This window comes from Streptomyces vulcanius (genome assembly GCF_042653945.1).
GTDB classification, from domain to species: Bacteria; Actinomycetota; Actinomycetes; order Streptomycetales; family Streptomycetaceae; genus Streptomyces; species Streptomyces mangrovi.
On record NZ_JBHSFK010000029.1, the window covers coordinates 89,177 to 105,120 of the forward strand.

General features: G+C 68.2%; 16 protein-coding genes, 3 tRNA genes and 1 pseudogene. 10 read left to right on the plus strand and 10 right to left on the minus strand.

All coding sequences use genetic code 11. The features are described 5' to 3' along the window. Positions 1-35 precede the first annotated feature (35 nt). The 4 genes from ACFPIH_RS36175 to ACFPIH_RS36190 form a co-directional block, all read right to left on the minus strand. On the minus strand, positions 36-1,964 hold the full coding sequence (locus ACFPIH_RS36175) for an ABC transporter ATP-binding protein (protein ID WP_381181079.1): 1,929 nt from the start codon (positions 1,962-1,964) through the stop codon (positions 36-38). Continuing rightward, positions 1,964-3,697 (minus strand): ABC transporter ATP-binding protein, encoded by a 1,734-nt coding sequence (locus ACFPIH_RS36180; RefSeq protein ID WP_381181078.1) that lies wholly within the window; start codon positions 3,695-3,697, stop codon positions 1,964-1,966. The genes ACFPIH_RS36175 and ACFPIH_RS36180 overlap by 1 nt, the downstream gene beginning before the upstream one ends. A 163-nt stretch (positions 3,698-3,860) precedes the next feature. Further along, a complete protein-coding gene (locus tag ACFPIH_RS36185; RefSeq protein ID WP_381181076.1) occupies positions 3,861-5,318 on the minus strand; it encodes an FGGY family carbohydrate kinase in 1,458 nt (485 codons plus the stop codon). 54 nt (positions 5,319-5,372) lie between these two features. Next, positions 5,373-5,675, minus strand: coding sequence for a YtxH domain-containing protein (locus ACFPIH_RS36190; RefSeq protein WP_381181074.1), 303 nt, complete (start codon positions 5,673-5,675; stop codon positions 5,373-5,375). Between the two features lie 158 nt (positions 5,676-5,833). Between ACFPIH_RS36190 and ACFPIH_RS36195 the strand changes: the two genes are divergently transcribed. The 3 genes from ACFPIH_RS36195 (at position 5,834) to ACFPIH_RS36205 (ending at position 6,269) form a co-directional block, all read left to right on the plus strand. Beyond that, a tRNA-Asn gene (locus ACFPIH_RS36195) sits at positions 5,834-5,906 on the plus strand. 5 nt (positions 5,907-5,911) lie between these two features. Continuing rightward, positions 5,912-5,984, plus strand: a tRNA-Asn gene (locus ACFPIH_RS36200). A 211-nt stretch (positions 5,985-6,195) separates the two neighbouring features. Then, positions 6,196-6,269: transfer RNA gene (locus tag ACFPIH_RS36205), tRNA-Ile, on the plus strand. A gap of 852 nt (positions 6,270-7,121) precedes the next feature. On the opposite strand, the pseudogene ACFPIH_RS36210 reads toward ACFPIH_RS36205, so the two are convergent. Then, positions 7,122-7,978 (minus strand): annotated as a pseudogene (locus ACFPIH_RS36210) (carbohydrate kinase family protein); the annotation flags it as partial. Positions 7,979-7,982: 4 nt separating this feature from the next. Between ACFPIH_RS36210 and ACFPIH_RS36215 the strand changes: the two are divergent. Then, positions 7,983-8,462 (plus strand): TetR/AcrR family transcriptional regulator, encoded by a 480-nt coding sequence (locus tag ACFPIH_RS36215; RefSeq protein ID WP_381181073.1) that lies wholly within the window; start codon positions 7,983-7,985, stop codon positions 8,460-8,462. A gap of 104 nt (positions 8,463-8,566) precedes the next feature. On the opposite strand, the gene ACFPIH_RS36220 is transcribed toward ACFPIH_RS36215, so the two are convergent. From ACFPIH_RS36220 to ACFPIH_RS36230, 3 genes are all read right to left on the minus strand, one after another. Next, entirely contained in the window at positions 8,567-9,199 is a 633-nt protein-coding gene (locus ACFPIH_RS36220) for an NAD(P)-dependent oxidoreductase (RefSeq protein ID WP_381181071.1), read from the minus strand. A 205-nt stretch (positions 9,200-9,404) separates the two neighbouring features. Further along, complete coding sequence (locus ACFPIH_RS36225) at positions 9,405-10,085, minus strand: DsbA family oxidoreductase (protein ID WP_381181069.1); 681 nt, start codon at positions 10,083-10,085, stop codon at positions 9,405-9,407. A gap of 207 nt (positions 10,086-10,292) precedes the next feature. After that, positions 10,293-10,931 carry an FMN-dependent NADH-azoreductase gene (locus ACFPIH_RS36230; RefSeq protein ID WP_381181067.1) on the minus strand — a complete coding sequence of 213 codons (639 nt, stop codon included), beginning with the start codon at positions 10,929-10,931 and terminating at the stop codon, positions 10,293-10,295. A 112-nt stretch (positions 10,932-11,043) separates the two neighbouring features. Between ACFPIH_RS36230 and ACFPIH_RS36235 the strand changes: the two genes are divergently transcribed. The 5 genes from ACFPIH_RS36235 (at position 11,044) to ACFPIH_RS36255 (ending at position 13,069) form a co-directional block, all read left to right on the plus strand. Next, on the plus strand, positions 11,044-11,487 hold the full coding sequence (locus tag ACFPIH_RS36235) for a winged helix-turn-helix transcriptional regulator (RefSeq protein WP_381181066.1): 444 nt from the start codon (positions 11,044-11,046) through the stop codon (positions 11,485-11,487). Positions 11,488-11,624: 137 nt separating this feature from the next. Continuing rightward, positions 11,625-11,873 (plus strand): type II toxin-antitoxin system RelE/ParE family toxin, encoded by a 249-nt coding sequence (locus tag ACFPIH_RS36240; protein WP_381181065.1) that lies wholly within the window; start codon positions 11,625-11,627, stop codon positions 11,871-11,873. Beyond that, positions 11,870-12,208: a helix-turn-helix domain-containing protein gene (locus ACFPIH_RS36245; RefSeq protein ID WP_381181063.1), complete on the plus strand. Its 339-nt coding sequence runs from the start codon at positions 11,870-11,872 to the stop codon at positions 12,206-12,208. The genes ACFPIH_RS36240 and ACFPIH_RS36245 overlap by 4 nt, the downstream gene beginning before the upstream one ends. Before the next feature lie 223 nt (positions 12,209-12,431). After that, positions 12,432-12,665, plus strand: a complete 234-nt coding sequence (locus ACFPIH_RS36250; RefSeq protein WP_030606313.1) for a type II toxin-antitoxin system VapB family antitoxin — start codon at positions 12,432-12,434, stop codon at positions 12,663-12,665. Then, positions 12,662-13,069, plus strand: coding sequence for a PIN domain nuclease (locus ACFPIH_RS36255; protein WP_381181060.1), 408 nt, complete (start codon positions 12,662-12,664; stop codon positions 13,067-13,069). The genes ACFPIH_RS36250 and ACFPIH_RS36255 overlap by 4 nt, the downstream gene beginning before the upstream one ends. 266 nt (positions 13,070-13,335) lie before the next feature. Here the strand turns inward: ACFPIH_RS36255 and ACFPIH_RS36260 are convergent, their stop codons facing one another. Together ACFPIH_RS36260 and ACFPIH_RS36265 are read right to left on the minus strand one after the other, a co-directional pair. Next, complete coding sequence (locus ACFPIH_RS36260; protein ID WP_381181058.1) at positions 13,336-13,893, minus strand: NmrA family NAD(P)-binding protein; 558 nt, start codon at positions 13,891-13,893, stop codon at positions 13,336-13,338. Between the two features lie 122 nt (positions 13,894-14,015). Further along, positions 14,016-14,417, minus strand: a complete 402-nt coding sequence (locus tag ACFPIH_RS36265; RefSeq protein WP_381181056.1) for a hypothetical protein — start codon at positions 14,415-14,417, stop codon at positions 14,016-14,018. A 142-nt stretch (positions 14,418-14,559) separates the two neighbouring features. Between ACFPIH_RS36265 and ACFPIH_RS36270 the strand changes: the two genes are divergently transcribed. Further along, complete coding sequence (locus ACFPIH_RS36270) at positions 14,560-15,108, plus strand: AfsR/SARP family transcriptional regulator (RefSeq protein WP_381181054.1); 549 nt, start codon at positions 14,560-14,562, stop codon at positions 15,106-15,108. Positions 15,109-15,944: the final 836 nt, after the last annotated feature.

Consider the following 15,944-nt stretch of genomic DNA (forward strand, 5'->3'; position numbering starts at 1 on the left):
CGCTTTCCCGGAAGGGAGGCGGCCCCCTTCGGCCGCTAGTCCACCTCCGCCACCGCCTGCGCGAACTGCGCCTTGTACAGCCGCGCGTACGCCCCGTCCGCCGCCAGCAGCTCGGTGTGCGCGCCCTGTTCCACGATCGAGCCGTTCTCCATCACCAGGATGGTGTCCGCGTCCCGGATGGTGGACAGCCGGTGGGCGATGACGAACGACGTGCGCCCGTGCGCCAGCTTCGCCATCGCCTTCTGGATCAGCACCTCGGTACGGGTGTCGACGGAGCTGGTCGCCTCGTCGAGCACCAGTATCACCGGGTCGGACAGGAACGCCCGCGCGATGGTGATCAGCTGCTTCTCACCGGCGCTGACCCCGCTGCCCTCGTCGTCGATGACGGTGTCGTACCCCTCGGGAAGCGTGCGGACGAACCGGTCCGCGTGGGCCGCGCGCGCCGCCTCCTCGATCTCGCCCCGGGTGACCTCGTGGGAGGCGCCGTAGGCGATATTCTCCGCGATGGTGCCGCCGAACAGCCAGGTGTCCTGGAGGACCATGCCGATCCCGGCGCGCAGCTCGTCCCGGGTCATCTTCACGATGTCGACGCCGTCGAGGGTGATACGGCCGCCGGAGACGTCGTAGAACCGCATGAGGAGGTTGACGAGGGTGGTCTTGCCGGCGCCCGTCGGGCCGACGATCGCGACCGTGTGGCCGGGTTCGACGGTCAGCGAGAGGTCCTCGATGAGCGGCTTCTCGGGGTCGTACCGGAAGGACACGTTCTCGAGGGCCACCCGCCCGCGCAGTTCCTCGGGCCGCTCTGCCGCGACCGGATCCGCCTCCTGCTCCTCCGCGTCCAGGAGTTCGAAGATCCGCTCGGCGGAGGCGACGCCCGACTGGACCAGGTTCGCCATCGAGGCGACCTGCGTCAGCGGCATCGAGAACTGCCGGGAGTACTGGATGAAGGCCTGCACGTCACCGATGGACAGCGCGCCGGACGCGACCCGCAGACCGCCGACCACCGCCACCAGCACGTAGTTGATGTTCGACACGAAGAGCATCAGGGGCTGCATGATCCCGCTGTTGAACTGCGCCTTGAACCCGGCCTCGTACAGCGCGTCGTTCTGCTCGGCGAACGCCTGCGCCGACTCCTCCTGACGGCCGAACACCTTCACCAGCGTGTGGCCGGTGTACATCTCCTCGATATGGGCGTTGAGCTTGCCGGTGGTGCGCCACTGCTGCACGAAGTGCGGCTGCGACCGCTTGCCCACCTTCGCCGCGACGAACGCCGACAGCGGGACGGTGACCAGCGCGACCAGCGCGAGCAGCCAGGACACCCAGAACATCATCGCCAGCACACCGATGATCGTCAGCAGCGAGTTGACGAGCTGGCCCATCGACTGCTGGAGGGTCTGCCCGATGTTGTCGATGTCGTTCGTGGCGCGGGAGAGGACCTCGCCGCGCTGGCGCTTGTCGAAGTACGACAGCGGCAGCCGCGACAGCTTCGTCTGCACGTCCTCGCGCATCCGGTACATCGTGCGGTTGACGGCCCGGTTGACCATGCGCGTCGCCACCGCCATCAGCAGACCGGCGACGAGGAACACCACGAGGGCGAGCAGCAGGACCTCGCCGACCTGGTCGAAGTCGATGCCCTTGCCGGGGGTGAAGTCGGTGCCCTTGAGCATGTCGGCGACGCTGCCCTCGCCGCGCTCACGCATCGCTTGGAGCACCTGCTCCTTGCTGTCGCCGGCCGGCATCTCGCGGCCGATGATGCCGGCGAAGACGAGGTCGGTGGCCTTGCCGAGGATCTTCGGGCCGACCACGTTGAGGCCGACGCTGAGGACCACGCAGAACAGCATCACGTAGAGGGTGAGCCGCTCCGCCCTGAAATGGCCGAGCAGCCGTTTGCCGGACACCTTGAAGTCCATCGAACGGCTGTCGGGGCCGGTGCCGGCCATCATGCGCCCCATGGGCCCGGCCATCAGGCAGCCTCCGCTTCTGTGAGCTGGGAGAGCACGATCTCCCGGTAGGTCTCGTTGCCGGCCATCAGTTCGCCGTGGGTGCCCGTGCCGACCACCCGGCCCTCGTCGAGGACGATGATCCGGTCGGCGTCACGGATGGTCGCGACCCGCTGGGCGACGATCACCACGGTCGCCTCGGCGGTCTCCTCGCCGAGCGCCTTGCGCAGGGCCGCGTCGGTGGCGTAGTCGAGGGCGGAGAAGGAGTCGTCGAAGAGGTAGATCTCCGGCCGCTGGACGAGCGTACGGGCGATGGCGAGGCGCTGCCGCTGACCACCGGAGACATTCGTCCCGCCCTGTGCGATGGGGGAGTCCAGACCGTTCTCCAGCTTGCTGACGAAGCCCTTGGCCTGCGCCACCCCCAGCGCGTGCCACAGCTCCTCGTCGGTCGCGTCCGGGTTGCCGTAGCGCAGGTTGGTGGCCACCGTGCCCGCGAACAGGTACGGCTTCTGCGGGACGAGTCCGACGGTCCGTGCGAGCAGGACGGGATCCAGCTCGGCGACGGCGGTGCCGTCCACGAGGACCTCCCCGTCGGTGGCGTCGAACAGCCGGGGGACCAGGCCCAGCAGGGTGGACTTGCCGCTGCCCGTCGAGCCGATGACGGCGGTCACCTCGCCGGGCCGGGCCACCAGGTCGATCGCCTTGAGGACGGGCTCCTCGGCGCCCGGGTAGCGGAAGCCGGCTCCCCGGATCTCCAGATGCCCGTGCCGCCGCAGCTCGGTGACGGGCGCCACCGGCGGTACCACGGACGAGGAGGTGTCGAGGACCTCCTGGACGCGCTCGGCGCACACCTCCGCGCGCGGCACCATCATGAACATGAAGGTGGCCATCATCACGGACATGACGATCTGCATCAGGTAGGCGAGGAACGCGGTCAGGTCACCGATCTGCATCCCGCCGCTGTCGATGCGGTGGGCCCCGAACCAGACCACCGCGATCGACGACAGGTTCACCGTGGTCATGACCACCGGGAACATCAGCGCCAGCAGGTTGCCGGTCTTCAGGGAGATGTCGGTGAGGTCGCCGTTCGCCTTCGCGAAGCGCTGCTGCTCGTAGTCGTCCCGGACGAAGGCACGGATCACCCGGTTGCCGGTGATCTGCTCGCGCAGCACCCGGTTGACCGTGTCGAGCCGCACCTGCATCGACCGGAACAGCGGTCGCAGCCGCAGCACGATCAGCGTCACACAGATACCGAGGACGGGGACCACGGCCACCAGCACCCCGGACAGCGGTACGTCGAGGCCGAGCGCCATGACGATGCCGCCCACACACATGATCGGCGCCGACGCCATCAGGGTGAACGCCATCAGGGCCAGCATCTGGATCTGCTGGACGTCGTTGGTGGTCCGGGTGATCAGCGTGGGCGCGCCGAACTGGCCCACCTCGCGGGCGGAGAAGGACTGCACCCGGTCGAACACCGCCCCCCGCACGTCCCGGCCGAGCGCGGAGGCGGTACGGGCGCCGTAGTAGACGGCCCCGATGTTGCAGACCACCTGCGCCAGCGAGATGCCGATCATCACGCCGCCGAAGGACAGGATGTAGCCGGTGTCCCCCTCGACGACACCCTTGTCGATGATGTGCGCGTTCAGCGTGGGCAGGTACAGGGTGGCGCAGGTCTGGAGGAACTGCAGCAGCAACAGCAGGGCGATGGGTTTCCTGTACGGCCTGAGAAAGGTCCGCAGTAGTCGTATGAGCACGCTACGTCTCTCGGAGTGGGCGGGCGGGGCACGGGCAGGCAATCAGTTGCCCCTGGCCCCTATCGTGGAACACTCCACCCGCGTTACCTCAACTGATTAAGCCGAGAGCAGTGCGATATACGGCCTTCCGCGTAGGTTCCTGATCGGTTTCTTACCTGGAGCCTCATCCACGGAAGGCCCCGGGGTGGGTCTGCTCCCGCACGGACACGTACTGCTGGCGCACCGCCTGCCCCACGGCCAGCTCGTCGCCCGGGTCCAGGACCTGGGCCGTCGCCCCCTGCCAGGCCGGCGGGGTGCGCGGGTCGAGCGTCTGCTGCTTCACCCCGAGCGCCCAGGCGGCCTGCCGGGCCGCCCCGATCGCCGCGTAGTCGGCGGGCTGCGGTACGACGACCTGCGCGCCGAAGAGCGCGGGCGCGGCGGCCTGTACGGCAGCCAGCTCGGCCGCGGCCCCCAGGAGGAAGACCCGCCGTACGTCCACGCCCCGCCCGCGCAGCACGTCGAGCGCGTCCGCCAGCCCGCACAGCATGCCCTCGAAGGCGGCCCGCGCGAAGTGCTCGGGCTTCATGGACTCGCGCCGCAGCCCGGCCAGGGTCCCCGCGGTGTGCGGCAGATTGGGGGTGCGCTCGCCCTCCAGATAGGGGAGCAGCACCAGCCCGTGCGCCCCCGGCGTCGACTTCATCGCCAGCTCGGACAGGCTCTCCAGATCGGCCACGCCGAGCAGTTCGGCGGCACCGCGCAGAGTCCGTACGGCGTTCAGGGTGGTGACGACCGGGAGGTGCATGCCGGTCGCGTCGGCCAGGGAGGTGATCATCCCGGTCTGGTCGACCAGCGCCTCGGGGTGGATGGCCATCACGGAGCCGGAGGCGCCGAGCGACACGACCGCGTCGCCCATGCCGAGCCCGAGGCCCAGGGCCGCCGCCATGGTCTCGCCGGTGCCGGCGGAGATCAGCAGCCCCTCCGGGGTGGTACCGGCCGCCTCGGACGGGCCGATCACGTCGGGGAGCATGGCCTGGTGACCGAGCGCCAGTTCGACCAGATCCGGCCGGTATCCGCCGGTGGCGGCGGACCAGTACCCGGTTCCCGAAGCGCCGCCCCGGTCGGTCGTCCTCCTGACCGGCCGCCCGAGCAACTGCCACACCAGCCAGTCGTGGGCCTGCAACAGCACGGTGGTGCGCAGCGCGGCCTCCGGCTCGGTCTTGGCGAGCCACCGCAGCTTGGTCACCGGCTGCGCGGCCTGCGGTACGCAGCCCACCGCCTGGGCCCAGGCCTCGCGCCCGCCGAGCGCGTCGATGAGATCGGCCGCGGCGACCTGCGCCCGCTTGTCCCCGCCGACCATCGCAGGGCGGACGGTGTTGCCCTGGGCGTCCAGCGGGACCAGGGCGTTCTGCTGCGAGGACACCCCGATCGCCTGCACGCCCTCCAGCAGCCCGCCCCCGGCGGCCTCACCCAGGGACAGCAGCCATGCCTGTGGATCGACGTCACTGGGCCGGGCCCCGCCGCTGTCGGGGCCCTCCATCGGATGCGGCGCGTAGCCCTGCCTGAGCACGGCTCCGGTATCGGCGTCGCAGACGACGATGCGAGTGAAATCGGGTGAACTGTCCAACCCGGCGACTATCCCCATGGCGAAAATTCTGCCGCACCGCGCGGGGTGACCGCGCCGCGTCTTCGGGCAGCCTCAGGTATTGCTCGTGCCCCAGTCGTCCTCCGCACCGGTCCGCCCCCGCTCACGCAGCGACCGTACCCGTCCGGCCACCGAGTCCGGCATCCGGTCGCCGACCTTCGCGCTCACCGCGTGGTAGGCCTTGCCCGCGTACTGCCGGCCCTGCTGCGCGGCGGTCTCGGCGGTGTTGCGCACCGCCGGGTTCTGCGCGACCTGCCGGGCCGACTTCTTCAACTGTTCGTATCGCTCGCGCCCGGCCCGCGTGCCCAGCACGTAACCGACGGCGAGTCCGACGACGAACGTGAGCCGGTAGCGCATGACGGCCACCCTTCCCTTGAGTAGGCCCCTGGCACGATCGACGGCACCGGGGGAACCGATTGGCGGAGCACCCCCCTGCTTGCGCTAATGTATGTGTCGCAGCGAGCGAGCGCCCCCTGGCGAATACCCAGGTAGCTACGTTCGATGCAACGAAGCAATCCTCCGTAGCTCAATTGGCAGAGCAGCCGGCTGTTAACCGGCAGGTTACTGGTTCGAGTCCAGTCGGGGGAGCGCGGTCCTCCGTAGCTCAATTGGCAGAGCAGCCGGCTGTTAACCGGCAGGTTACTGGTTCGAGTCCAGTCGGGGGAGCATCGTGAACGAGGACCCCGAGGGGGGTCCTTTTTCATGTGGTGTCTCATGCCGGTGTCACATTTCGGGTCGGCGTCCACGCCGACGGGAACCACGCAGGCCGCAGCGTGGTCTCCATGGTCGTGCAAGATCGGCTGGCCGAAGCGTGAGATCGTATGAGCGGCTATGCTGCGGCAGACGACGCGCACGCATGTACGCGACACGCCGCTATGGGGCGGTAGCTCAGCCGGTTAGAGCAGCGGACTCATAATCCGTCGGCCGTGGGTTCGAGTCCCACCCGCCCCACCTGCGCAGGCCTGTGATTTGCGGAAACGTTCATTTGTGGGTGTCGGAGCGTCAACTTTGCCTGAACGGACTGAATCCGCTGCTCGTGGGTTTGGAGTCCGGCGGCGCTCGGGGGAGTTCCAACCCATCTGACCTGCGGTGGAGTAGGTGTTCGCGGTTGCCGCTCGTGGTCCGGGTGGCTGCGCTGAGGGCCGATGCCAAGACCCAGGGGCCGTACAGGGGCCGGGGCGGCGTGGTCGGGCCCAGGTGGCGGTGTCTACGGGGCGAATCGGTGTCCCATTTGCCGGTTGTGCGGCATGGGCTGCCATCGTGCTGTGGAGACTCTGTCGCCCTCGTGTCGCTCGACCTGTGATGACGTCCAGGGGTAGGGAAACTGCCCCAAGAGGAAACCGCCCTGGTGGGTTACTCGCCGCTCTTGCGCAGAGCCCTGCGGTTCGACGGGTCAGACCGGTGGAACGGTCACCAATAGGCCCTGTCCAGCTGTGGAATGCCGCGAACAGGTGTGCGCCGGCTGGGCAGCAGTGACCGCGCCTTTGAGCGCCTCGGGCCAGAGAATGGCCTCCTTCAGTGTGGGTGGTAGACCGCGCTGGCGCGATCGGCGGGCCGGCGTCGGCGAGCACGTCCAAGGGGGAAGCGCGCGGGTCCCCGCGATCCTGGAGGTTCCGGCGAGTGAACCTGCATACGGACGGTTCTTGGCTGTCCGTCCAGGCGGGGGTTCGGGTGGTTTGGCGATGGGGCTTGACCTTCGAGTTGTGGCGAGGCCTTACCGTCCGTGGTGCGACGACCTACCGCATATCGCAGCTGGCGGAGCGCCCCGGCATCCAGTCGCAACGCTGCGCTTCGATCACTGGACTACTGCCGACGGAGCGGACGGCGTCCGGATGTCGCGGGAACGGAGATCGCGGAGGTTTCTGCCCAGGGCGGGTTCGCGCCCGGGACTGAGCAGGTCAGGGCAGCGACGCCCGCGCCGAGGTACAGGCGTCGGTGACGTCCTCGGGGCTCAGTGCATCGAGTCGGCCGCCCAGGTGTCCCAGTGCGGCGAGGCGGTGCAGCAGGCCCGCGGTGAAGGAGTCCCCGGCCCCCACTGTGTCGACGACGTCCACGGCCGGGGTCGGGACGGTGACGCGGTGGCCGTCGAGGGAGGCGAGGGCACCGCGCCCGCCGAGAGTGATCACGACCAGGCGCGCGCCGGCGGCGCGCCAGGTGTCGCACGCCTTCTCGGGGCTGACGCCGGGGAGGAGCTGGGCGAGGTCGTCTTCGCTGAGGCGGAGGATGTCGGCGAGGGCGCACCAGTGGGGGAGCCGTTCGCGGTAGGCGGCGGCCGGTACGAGCAGGGGGCGGACGTTGGGGTCGATGGACACGGTGACGTGTTCGCGGGCCTTGGCGAGGTGGTCCTCGATGCGGGTGCCGCCGGGTTGGCGTATGAGTGCCAGGGAGCCGGTGTGCAGGCAGGCCGCGCTGTCCCACCCGGTGGTGGTGAGTTCCTCGTCGGTCCACTGCCAGTCGGCCGCGCTGTCGGCGTAGAAGGTGTAGGTCGCCTGGCCGGTCTCGTCGAGGTCGGCGACGGCGAGGGTGCTGGGCTCGGGGGCGGTCACGCTGCCGGTCAGGTCGACGCCGGAGGCGCTGAGGCGGGCACGGAAGAGGGTGCCGAAGACATCCGTGGAGAAGCGCCCGAGGAAGCGGGTGGGGGTGCCGATCGCGGCGGGGGCCGACGTGTCCCGCCGCACCCTGTTCCACTATTTCGACTCCAAGGACGCCATCCTCACGGCTTGGGTGGGCGAGTTGGAGGAGCTCGTACGGTCCGTCGTCGCCGAACAGCCACCCGAAGCCGCCCCCCTGGCGGCCGTCCAGCAGGCGATGCACGCGCTGACCGCCCGATACCAGACGGAAGAGGCCCTGGCCATCGACCGGCTGATGCGCTCGACCGACGCCCTGCGGGCACGCAAGCAGGCCAACTACGAGCGTCAGGAACGCTCCCTGTACGCCGCTCTGGCCGAACGCTGGCCCGACCCCACATGCCAGTCCGAACTCCGCCTCGTCGCCGTCGTCGGCATCGGTGTACTGCGCCTCGCCATCGAGAACTGGGGCCATGACGCGCACCGCGGTCCGCTCTCCGACCACCTGGACGTCGCCTTCGCGACTCTCCAGTCGGCCATGGCGTCGAACGAAGCGCCCCCTCCGACGGCCGCGTAAGTGAGTGACTCGACCGGGGCGGCCAACACCCACGGGCCGTCACCCTTGTCGCGGACGCTTGGGCACTGCCTCGATCAGCTTGGCATGGGCCCTGCACCCTTCCTTTATTTGTCGGTGATGAACGGTGCTGCGCCGATATGCGTGGAGTCGGCGGCCTGCTGGAGGAGGAACGCGGCCGCGTTGGTCCGCGAGAGGCGGACACCGCCCTTGTCGCCGACCGCGCGGACGTTGATCGCGGCGGTTTTCGGGCCGTTGGTCAGCAGCGGGACGCGGACGATGGTCCAGTTCAGCCCGGAGTCGCGGACGGTCTGACCGATGCGGACGATGGCGTCGTAGGCCACGGGCTGGAACTTCCGGATGCCGGTGACCATGAGCCCGACCTTGAGCTCCCTGCGGTCGGCCGGGTCGGTGATGCTCGGGGTGCCCAGCGCGACGAGGCGGTCGACCCCGTGTTCCCGCATCGCCGCGATGATGCTGTGATAGCCGGAGACCAGCGGGGGAATCTCCGCCTTGTTGGTGCCCGGGCCCAGGACGCTGAGCACGGCGTCGCTGCCGCGCACCGCCTCGCCGATGGCCGATGCGTCGTCGAGTTGTCCCTGGATCGCCGTGAGCCGCTGGTGGGAGGGCAGTTTCGCGGGCGTACGGGCGTAGGCGACGACCTCGTGGCCCTCGGCCAGGGCCTGGTTGATCAGGAGCAGGCCGGTGGGGCCGGTACCGCCGAAGACGGTTATGCGCATGGGTTCACCTCTACGGGACCGGGCCATGGGGCAGGGTTCATGTCCGTAACTCCATCCGAGCAGTGGCCTTGGGCGTCGCAGAAGGCGCCTTTCGGAGTGCTGATGAGCGTGAGCGCGGGTGGAGGCGTGCCGTGGGAGTCGCCGTCGCCGGCCGCGACGAGGGTGTTGCAGTCGGCCGCCTCGGTGTGACGCGTGGTGGGTGCGGTCATGCGGACGCTCCCCATGCCTGCGCGATGGCGGTTGCGTAACCCTGGACATGGGTGGCGCCGGCAACGGCGTGAGTGCCGTTGAAGACGGCGAACGGCACACCCGTGATGCCGAGCGCCTGGCCTGCCGCCCGTTCGTCGCGGACGGCCTGTGCGTAGGTGTCCCTCGACAGCAGCGCGCGGGTCTCCTCGGCCGGAACTCCGACGTCGGCGGCGACCTGGACCAGTATGTCGTCGTCGAACGGGTTGAGCTCGCCGGCGAAGTAGCCGCGCTGCAACGTCGAGAACATCGGCGTGGCCACGCCGTGAGCGCGGGCGAGATGCAGAACCCGGTGGACGTCGAAGGTGTTCGCGGCCGGGCGGTCCACGTTGTACGGCAGGCCGTCGGCGCGGGCCAAGGCGGCCATCTGCGCTTCCATCCGGCGGGCGTGCTCGGTCGTGCCTCCGTGCTTGGCGACGAACACTTCCGGCACCGATACCGGTGTTGAGGCCATGTCCTGATCCAGTTGGAAGGAACGAAGGACCACCTGTACCTGCCCGACTGCAGCTGTGGTGACGGCCTGCTCAAGCCGGTGCTTGCCGATGTAGCACCAGGGGCAGCCCAGATCGGTCCACAACTCGATGACCAGAGGAGAGCCGGTGTCCGGTGTCGGTGATTCCGGCGCGGTGGACGTGGTCATGGAAGCCTCATTCCTGTGCACGATCTGCCCGCGAGCGCGGGTTTCGTCCCGTCACCGCAGGCGGGACTGCGGGCCGGTTCGGGTCGGGAGCCAGGCACCGCGGATGACGGCGGGTCTCGGCGCCGGACAGCCTCGGGTCAATCCGGAAGGCCGTCCCGCGCCGGGCGTGTGTGCAGCCGAGAGCGACCCTTTCAGGGCCTACAGGGCCTACAGGGCGGCCTGGAAGGCTTCGGCGAGCTTGCGGGCCTGCTCATGGGAGTCCGCCAGGGACGCCTCGTGCAGCGGTATGAGTTCGGACATGTAGGGGACGACCGGGGCGAGGGTGAGCTCGGGGGTCAGGACGCTCACGTCGAGGCCGAGCGCCTGCTGGTGTCCCAGGACGGTTTCCAGGGTGGGGACCACATGGTCCATGCCGTGGTTGGGGGTGCCGGGGCCGTAGCCGCCGCCACGGGCCGATACGACCAGGGCAGGACGGCCCGCGGCCGACGGCCCGTCGGGAAGCGCCACCGTGGCACCCACGGTCATGACCTGGTCCAGCCATGCCTTGAACACCGAGGGCATCGAGTAGTTGTACATCGGCACCGTGAACAGGTAGGCGCTCGCGCCGAGGAACTCCTCGATCAGCTCTTCCTGGATCGCCGCGGCCGCGGCCTGCTCCGGGGTGCGAGCGGCCTGGTCCGCGCTGCGCGCGGCGATGCCGACGGCACTGAGGTGAGGCACCGGCGCGGCTCCGAGGTCACGGTGCACGACCGGCCCCTGCCAGGAATCCCGAAAAGACTGGGCGACCTGCCGGGACACCGAGTCGGCGCCCAGGGAGGAGGAATCGATGTGCAGCAGATAGGACATGAAGGTGCCTCCAAAACCGAAACTTATCTTTTGTGCGCAGCGCCATCATGCGGCAGTATGGAGACCTCTACAAAAGGCACATTCATGTCTGTACCGAAGGAGTATGTGCGTCATGGACACCGCCGGTGTAACCGCCGACACGATGCCGACAGGGCCGTGCGCCCGTATCCCGGAAGGGCAGTCAGACTTCGTCCGCGAGATCCTCGAGCGTGTCGGCGACAAGTGGACACTGCTCGTGATCGCCACTCTGCAACAGGGCGTGCGTCGCTACTCCGATCTGCACCACACCGTGCCGGGGATCTCCCAGCGCATGCTTACCCTCACGCTGCGGCAGCTCGTCCAGGACGGCCTCGTCACCCGAACCGCATACGCCGAAGTCCCCCCACGCGTCGAGTACGCCCTCACCCCCCTCGGGATCAGCCTCCTCGACATCGTCGGTGCCCTGATCGACTGGGTCTCGACCCATCACGACGAGATCCGTGAGCACCGCACGCACGCCGGCCAGGCGACAACGAAGTCGACAACGAAGCCGACACCCATGAACGCGAAAAGCTGACCACCTCCAGGCCCCGAGTGGGCCCTGGACTGGAGGTGTGTGCCATGCCATGAGCATCCGATCCCGGTGCCGAGGCCCCACGCCAGACGCCGTTGGCGAGACACTCTGATGCGTCTGGGGAACCCTGGGAGTGCGGGATGATCACCCGCCAGCGGCAGATTGCCCACCTCCATCTGTCGAACCTCAAGGAACTCCGCCCCGGTTCGGCAGGGGCGACGGAAGTGCGGTTGCTGTTCGTGTTCGACCCGGACCGCCAGGCCGTGATCCTGGTCGGCGGTGACAAGGCGGGCAACTGGTCCGGCTGGTACCGCGTCGCGGTGCCCCAGGCCGAGCAGGCATACGCGGAGCATCTGAAGCGAATCGATGGAGAGGACGGGGCACGATGACTGATCACCTCAAGGACCCGCAGGCCGTCTCCCGGGGAGACCTGGCCGAGGATTTCGCCTTCACCGATGCCGAAAAGGACCAGATCCAGAAGGGGGCGCAGGCGATGGTCCCGGCCTCCCGTGTGCACCGCCTCGCCGAGTTACGGAAGCGGCAGCACACCACGCAGGTCCAGGTCGCCGAAGCCATGGGTGTCACCCAGGCTCGCGTCTCCCGCATCGAGAAGGGCCAACTGGAGCGCAGCGAGGTCGACACCCTCGCTGCCTATGTCAAGGCGCTCGGCGGCAAGCTGAAGAGCGTCGCCGACTTCGGCGACGAGAGCTACGTCCTCGGCTGACCCGATCGAAGGCTGCGACCCAGGTCGATGCGCAGTCCGGTGGGCAAGCTCGCGTCCTGACGTCAGGGATGGTGCTCCACCCCATCTTGTCTTTGCGTGTGAGGCTCGTCTCCGCAGCCCTGACAGCCCAGCGGCGCTTCGGGCAGGTGGTTCTCCGTCGTGGCGCGCTGCAATGTTGGCGATGTATCCTGATGGCATACATCACGGATGCTGGAGGTGCTCGATGTCCGTCACGCAGATTGATCTCGATGACGAAGCGCTCGCCGAGGCCATGCGGCTGATGGGTGTCACGACGAAGAAGGAAACGGTCAACGCGGCCCTGCGGGACTATGTGGCACGGATCAAGCGCCTCGATGCCGCCGAGAAGCTGGCCGCGCGCGGTGCGCGTGGCGAGTTCGAGCAGGCCGCGGCGGCGCATGACGCAGGCAAGCGTGCCCGGCGCGAGGCCTTCGAGTGATCACATACCTGCTCGACACGTCCGCCCTGTGGCACCTTTTCCGCACCCCCGGAGCGTTGCCGCCCTGGGAGGGGCATATCGCCGCCGGGGTGTTCCACCTCTGCGAGCCGACACGCGCCGAATTTCTCTACTCGGCAACCAGCCCGTCCCACCGGGACGAGCTCGTGGAGGAGCTGGACGCACTCTGCCACCTCTCTCCCGTTCCGAAGAATGCCTGGCGGTGGGTCGACACCGCCCAGTACAAACTGACCCAGCAGGGTCAGCATCGTGCGGCCGGAGCTATCGACCTGTTGGTGTGTGCGACCGCGGTTCACCACGGGCACACCGTCCTCCATGTGGACAACGACTTCGCGACGGTGGCCGGAGTGCTCAAGGAACTTCAGCAGCGGGACGTACGAGCCTGATCTCCTGGGGCCGGTCCGACGCCCCGCCTGGGCCGTAGTGCATCGGCGGACCGCTGGACCTGGATTCTGATTGCCGCCCGGTTCCGGCATGCCCGGCCCTTGCAGGGACCTGCGCCGGTCATGGGAAGCCCGCTGCCCCCCGACCGGTTCACCTGCGCTGACGTACGTTCCCTGATCCGATGCCGCTTTTGTTCTCTCAGCCCGCGGTTGGGGAGGTGGCCGGTCGAACGTGAGCGCGGCGAACGCGCCGATGTCCCGTACCGCGATCAGCGGCATCGGAATCTGCGGTTGTACAGCGAGGCCGAGGACCAGTTCCTCGTTGTCCAGGACCGGCCGGTTGTAGGTGGCGAAGTTGTCCATGAAGGAAACGGGACGCAGGTCGCCGGGAGCGCCGGCGAGCGAAGGTTTCCTTCGATCCGCTGCTTGCTTTCGTAGTAGGGGATTCCGGAGTGAGCGTCCGCGCCGTTGAGCGAGCTGTAGACCAGGTGCTCGACACCCAACTCCGCGGCAAGGTCCGCCACGGCCTTTCCCCGCCGCTCCTCGGCCACCACGCCTTCGGGACTGATCCGGGGGCCGACCATCATGGTCAGCACAAGGAATACACCATGCGCGCCCCTCATCGCGTTCCGGAGCGACGTCGGATCATCCAGGTCGCCGACGACAAGGCCGGCTCCTGCTGCACGCAGTGCCCTGGCGCGGGGTGAATCGGGGTCGCGCACCAGGGCCCTGACCGGCCAGCCACCCCCGCGCAGTTGCCGTACGGCCGCGCCGCCCTGCTGGCCGGTGGCACCGATGACCAGTACCGGTCCCCTGGGATCTGCCAACGAAGCACCTCGCGGAAAAGGCTGGGCCGTTACGTCGCGCAGGGGTTGAGTCGCCATGACGGATGGTCAGGAGAACGGGCCGGCAGCCCGCCGTGCCGAATTCGTGCGGGATATCGCCTATGTCAAAGGCCTGTTGAGCATACCTTCTCGCCATTGGCGGTCAGGACTATGCAGACCCGAGATTGTGCGCTGCCGCCATTCCAGTGCCATGCGGTTGAGGCGTGCTGACCGTCCGAGATGAAATAGTTGTTCGAAACTCTCGTCCAGTTGTATTCGTCGCTCTTGCGCTCCAGCCAACCCTGGCATCCAAAGCCGACATGCGACTCGAAACGGCCCTTGACGTCTGAATGGTGATTGTCGTAGTCGCGATTCTCTATCGATGTGTAACACAGTACGGTGCCGTCGGAGCCGGTCCAGATCGTGCCAGACCCGCTGTTATGGGCGGTTCCCGCGCTGGCCGGGGATGCGGTGGCCGCGATGAGCAGTGCGGCAGCACCGAGCGAGAGGGCGATTTGCCTCTTCATGAGGTACCTCCTGTTGTGTGTCGTGCTGTTCCCTGTCCTGGACCAAGGTGCTCGGCCGACCGTCGGCGAACCTTGGGTGAACGTTGAATTGGCTGGTCGAAGGTGCTGTGTCAGGGTGGGGACTTGAGTCTCGGGGGGTGCGGTGGCGGTTGAGTTCGATGTGCTCGGCAGCGTCGAGGCGCGTGTGGACGGCCGGATCGTCGATCTGGGTCATGCCCGGCAGCGGTGTGTGCTGGCGGTGCTGCTCGTGGACGCGAACCGGGTGGTCTCGGTGGACCAGCTCGTCGAGCGCGTCTGGGCCGACCGTCCTCCGCAGCGGGCCCGGAACACGCTCTACGGCTACCTCTCCCGTCTGCGGCAGGCTTTGGCCATCGCCGAGGGGGCGGATATCGTCCGGCGATCCGGTGGTTATGTCCTCGACGTCGAGGCGACGGCAGTGGATCTGCACCGTTTCGGTGACGGTGTCGCTCAGGCCCGCGCAGCCGCGCTCAACGAGCAGGACGAGCAGGCGGCGGCCCTGTTCGGGCAGGCACTCGGCCTCTGGCGGGGAGATGCGTTCGCGGGTCTGGACACCCCGTGGATCCACGCCCTCCGCGACGCCGTGGACCAAGAACGGGTCGCGGCCGAACTGGACCACACCGACGTTCGGCTCCGCTGCGGTCACCACATCGGACTGTTGGCCGAATTATGATGAAGCTGGACGGCAGGCTGTAGCCGGCGTAGGAGCCGCTGCTCAGGTTGTCGCCGCTGAGCCCGGTGTACTTGGTGGAGGAGCCGTTGATCCAGTACCGGAACGCGGCCTGCAGTTTGTCACCGTCCGGGTCGGAGACCTTGGCCTTCAGCACCGGTGGGGTGGTGGCGATGGTCTTGCCCATGTACGGATACGGGGAGGTGGTGTCGCAGGCCGCGTCGTCCGTACTGGAGACCGCGGACATGGTCGATTTGGAGGGGTTGGAGGGAATGAGGTTGTAGAAGATCTCCAGGCTCGGGTTGTGCGAGAACCGGGAGAATCCGCCATCGTCGTGGCTGGATTCGGCGGAGTCCTCGCTGAGCGTGGCGCTGAGAGTGGAGGCGTGTCCGGCTGCGTTACGGGAGATCGGGGTGTACACGTTCAGGCCGTGCGTCACCGAGCCGTTGGACGGACAGTAGACCCCGTTGTAGGCGCGGGCGTAGCTGGCGGAGGTGGAGTAGCTGTTGTAGCCGGGCCGGTTGCTCCAGTCGGTGCCGGATCCTATGCCGCCGGACCAGTGCAGGTTGACGGTGTAGGAGCTGGAGCAGGCGGCGGAGTAGATCTCGGTGGCGTTGACGGTGGCGGTGTTGATGTGGGCGCCCCAGAGCGTGGACGACAGTTTCCACTGGTAGATCGCGTGCTCCCGGCCGGTGTAGCAGGAGCCCTCCTGCCGGCCGTTGTAGCCGAACCCCAAGTACCCGCTGTCCGCGAGCGAACCCGTCTGGTTGTAGAAGGACTTGTGGGGGCAGCCTTGTTCGACCTCGTCGAAGGAGCATCGATCGGCTCGGTGGTTCCTG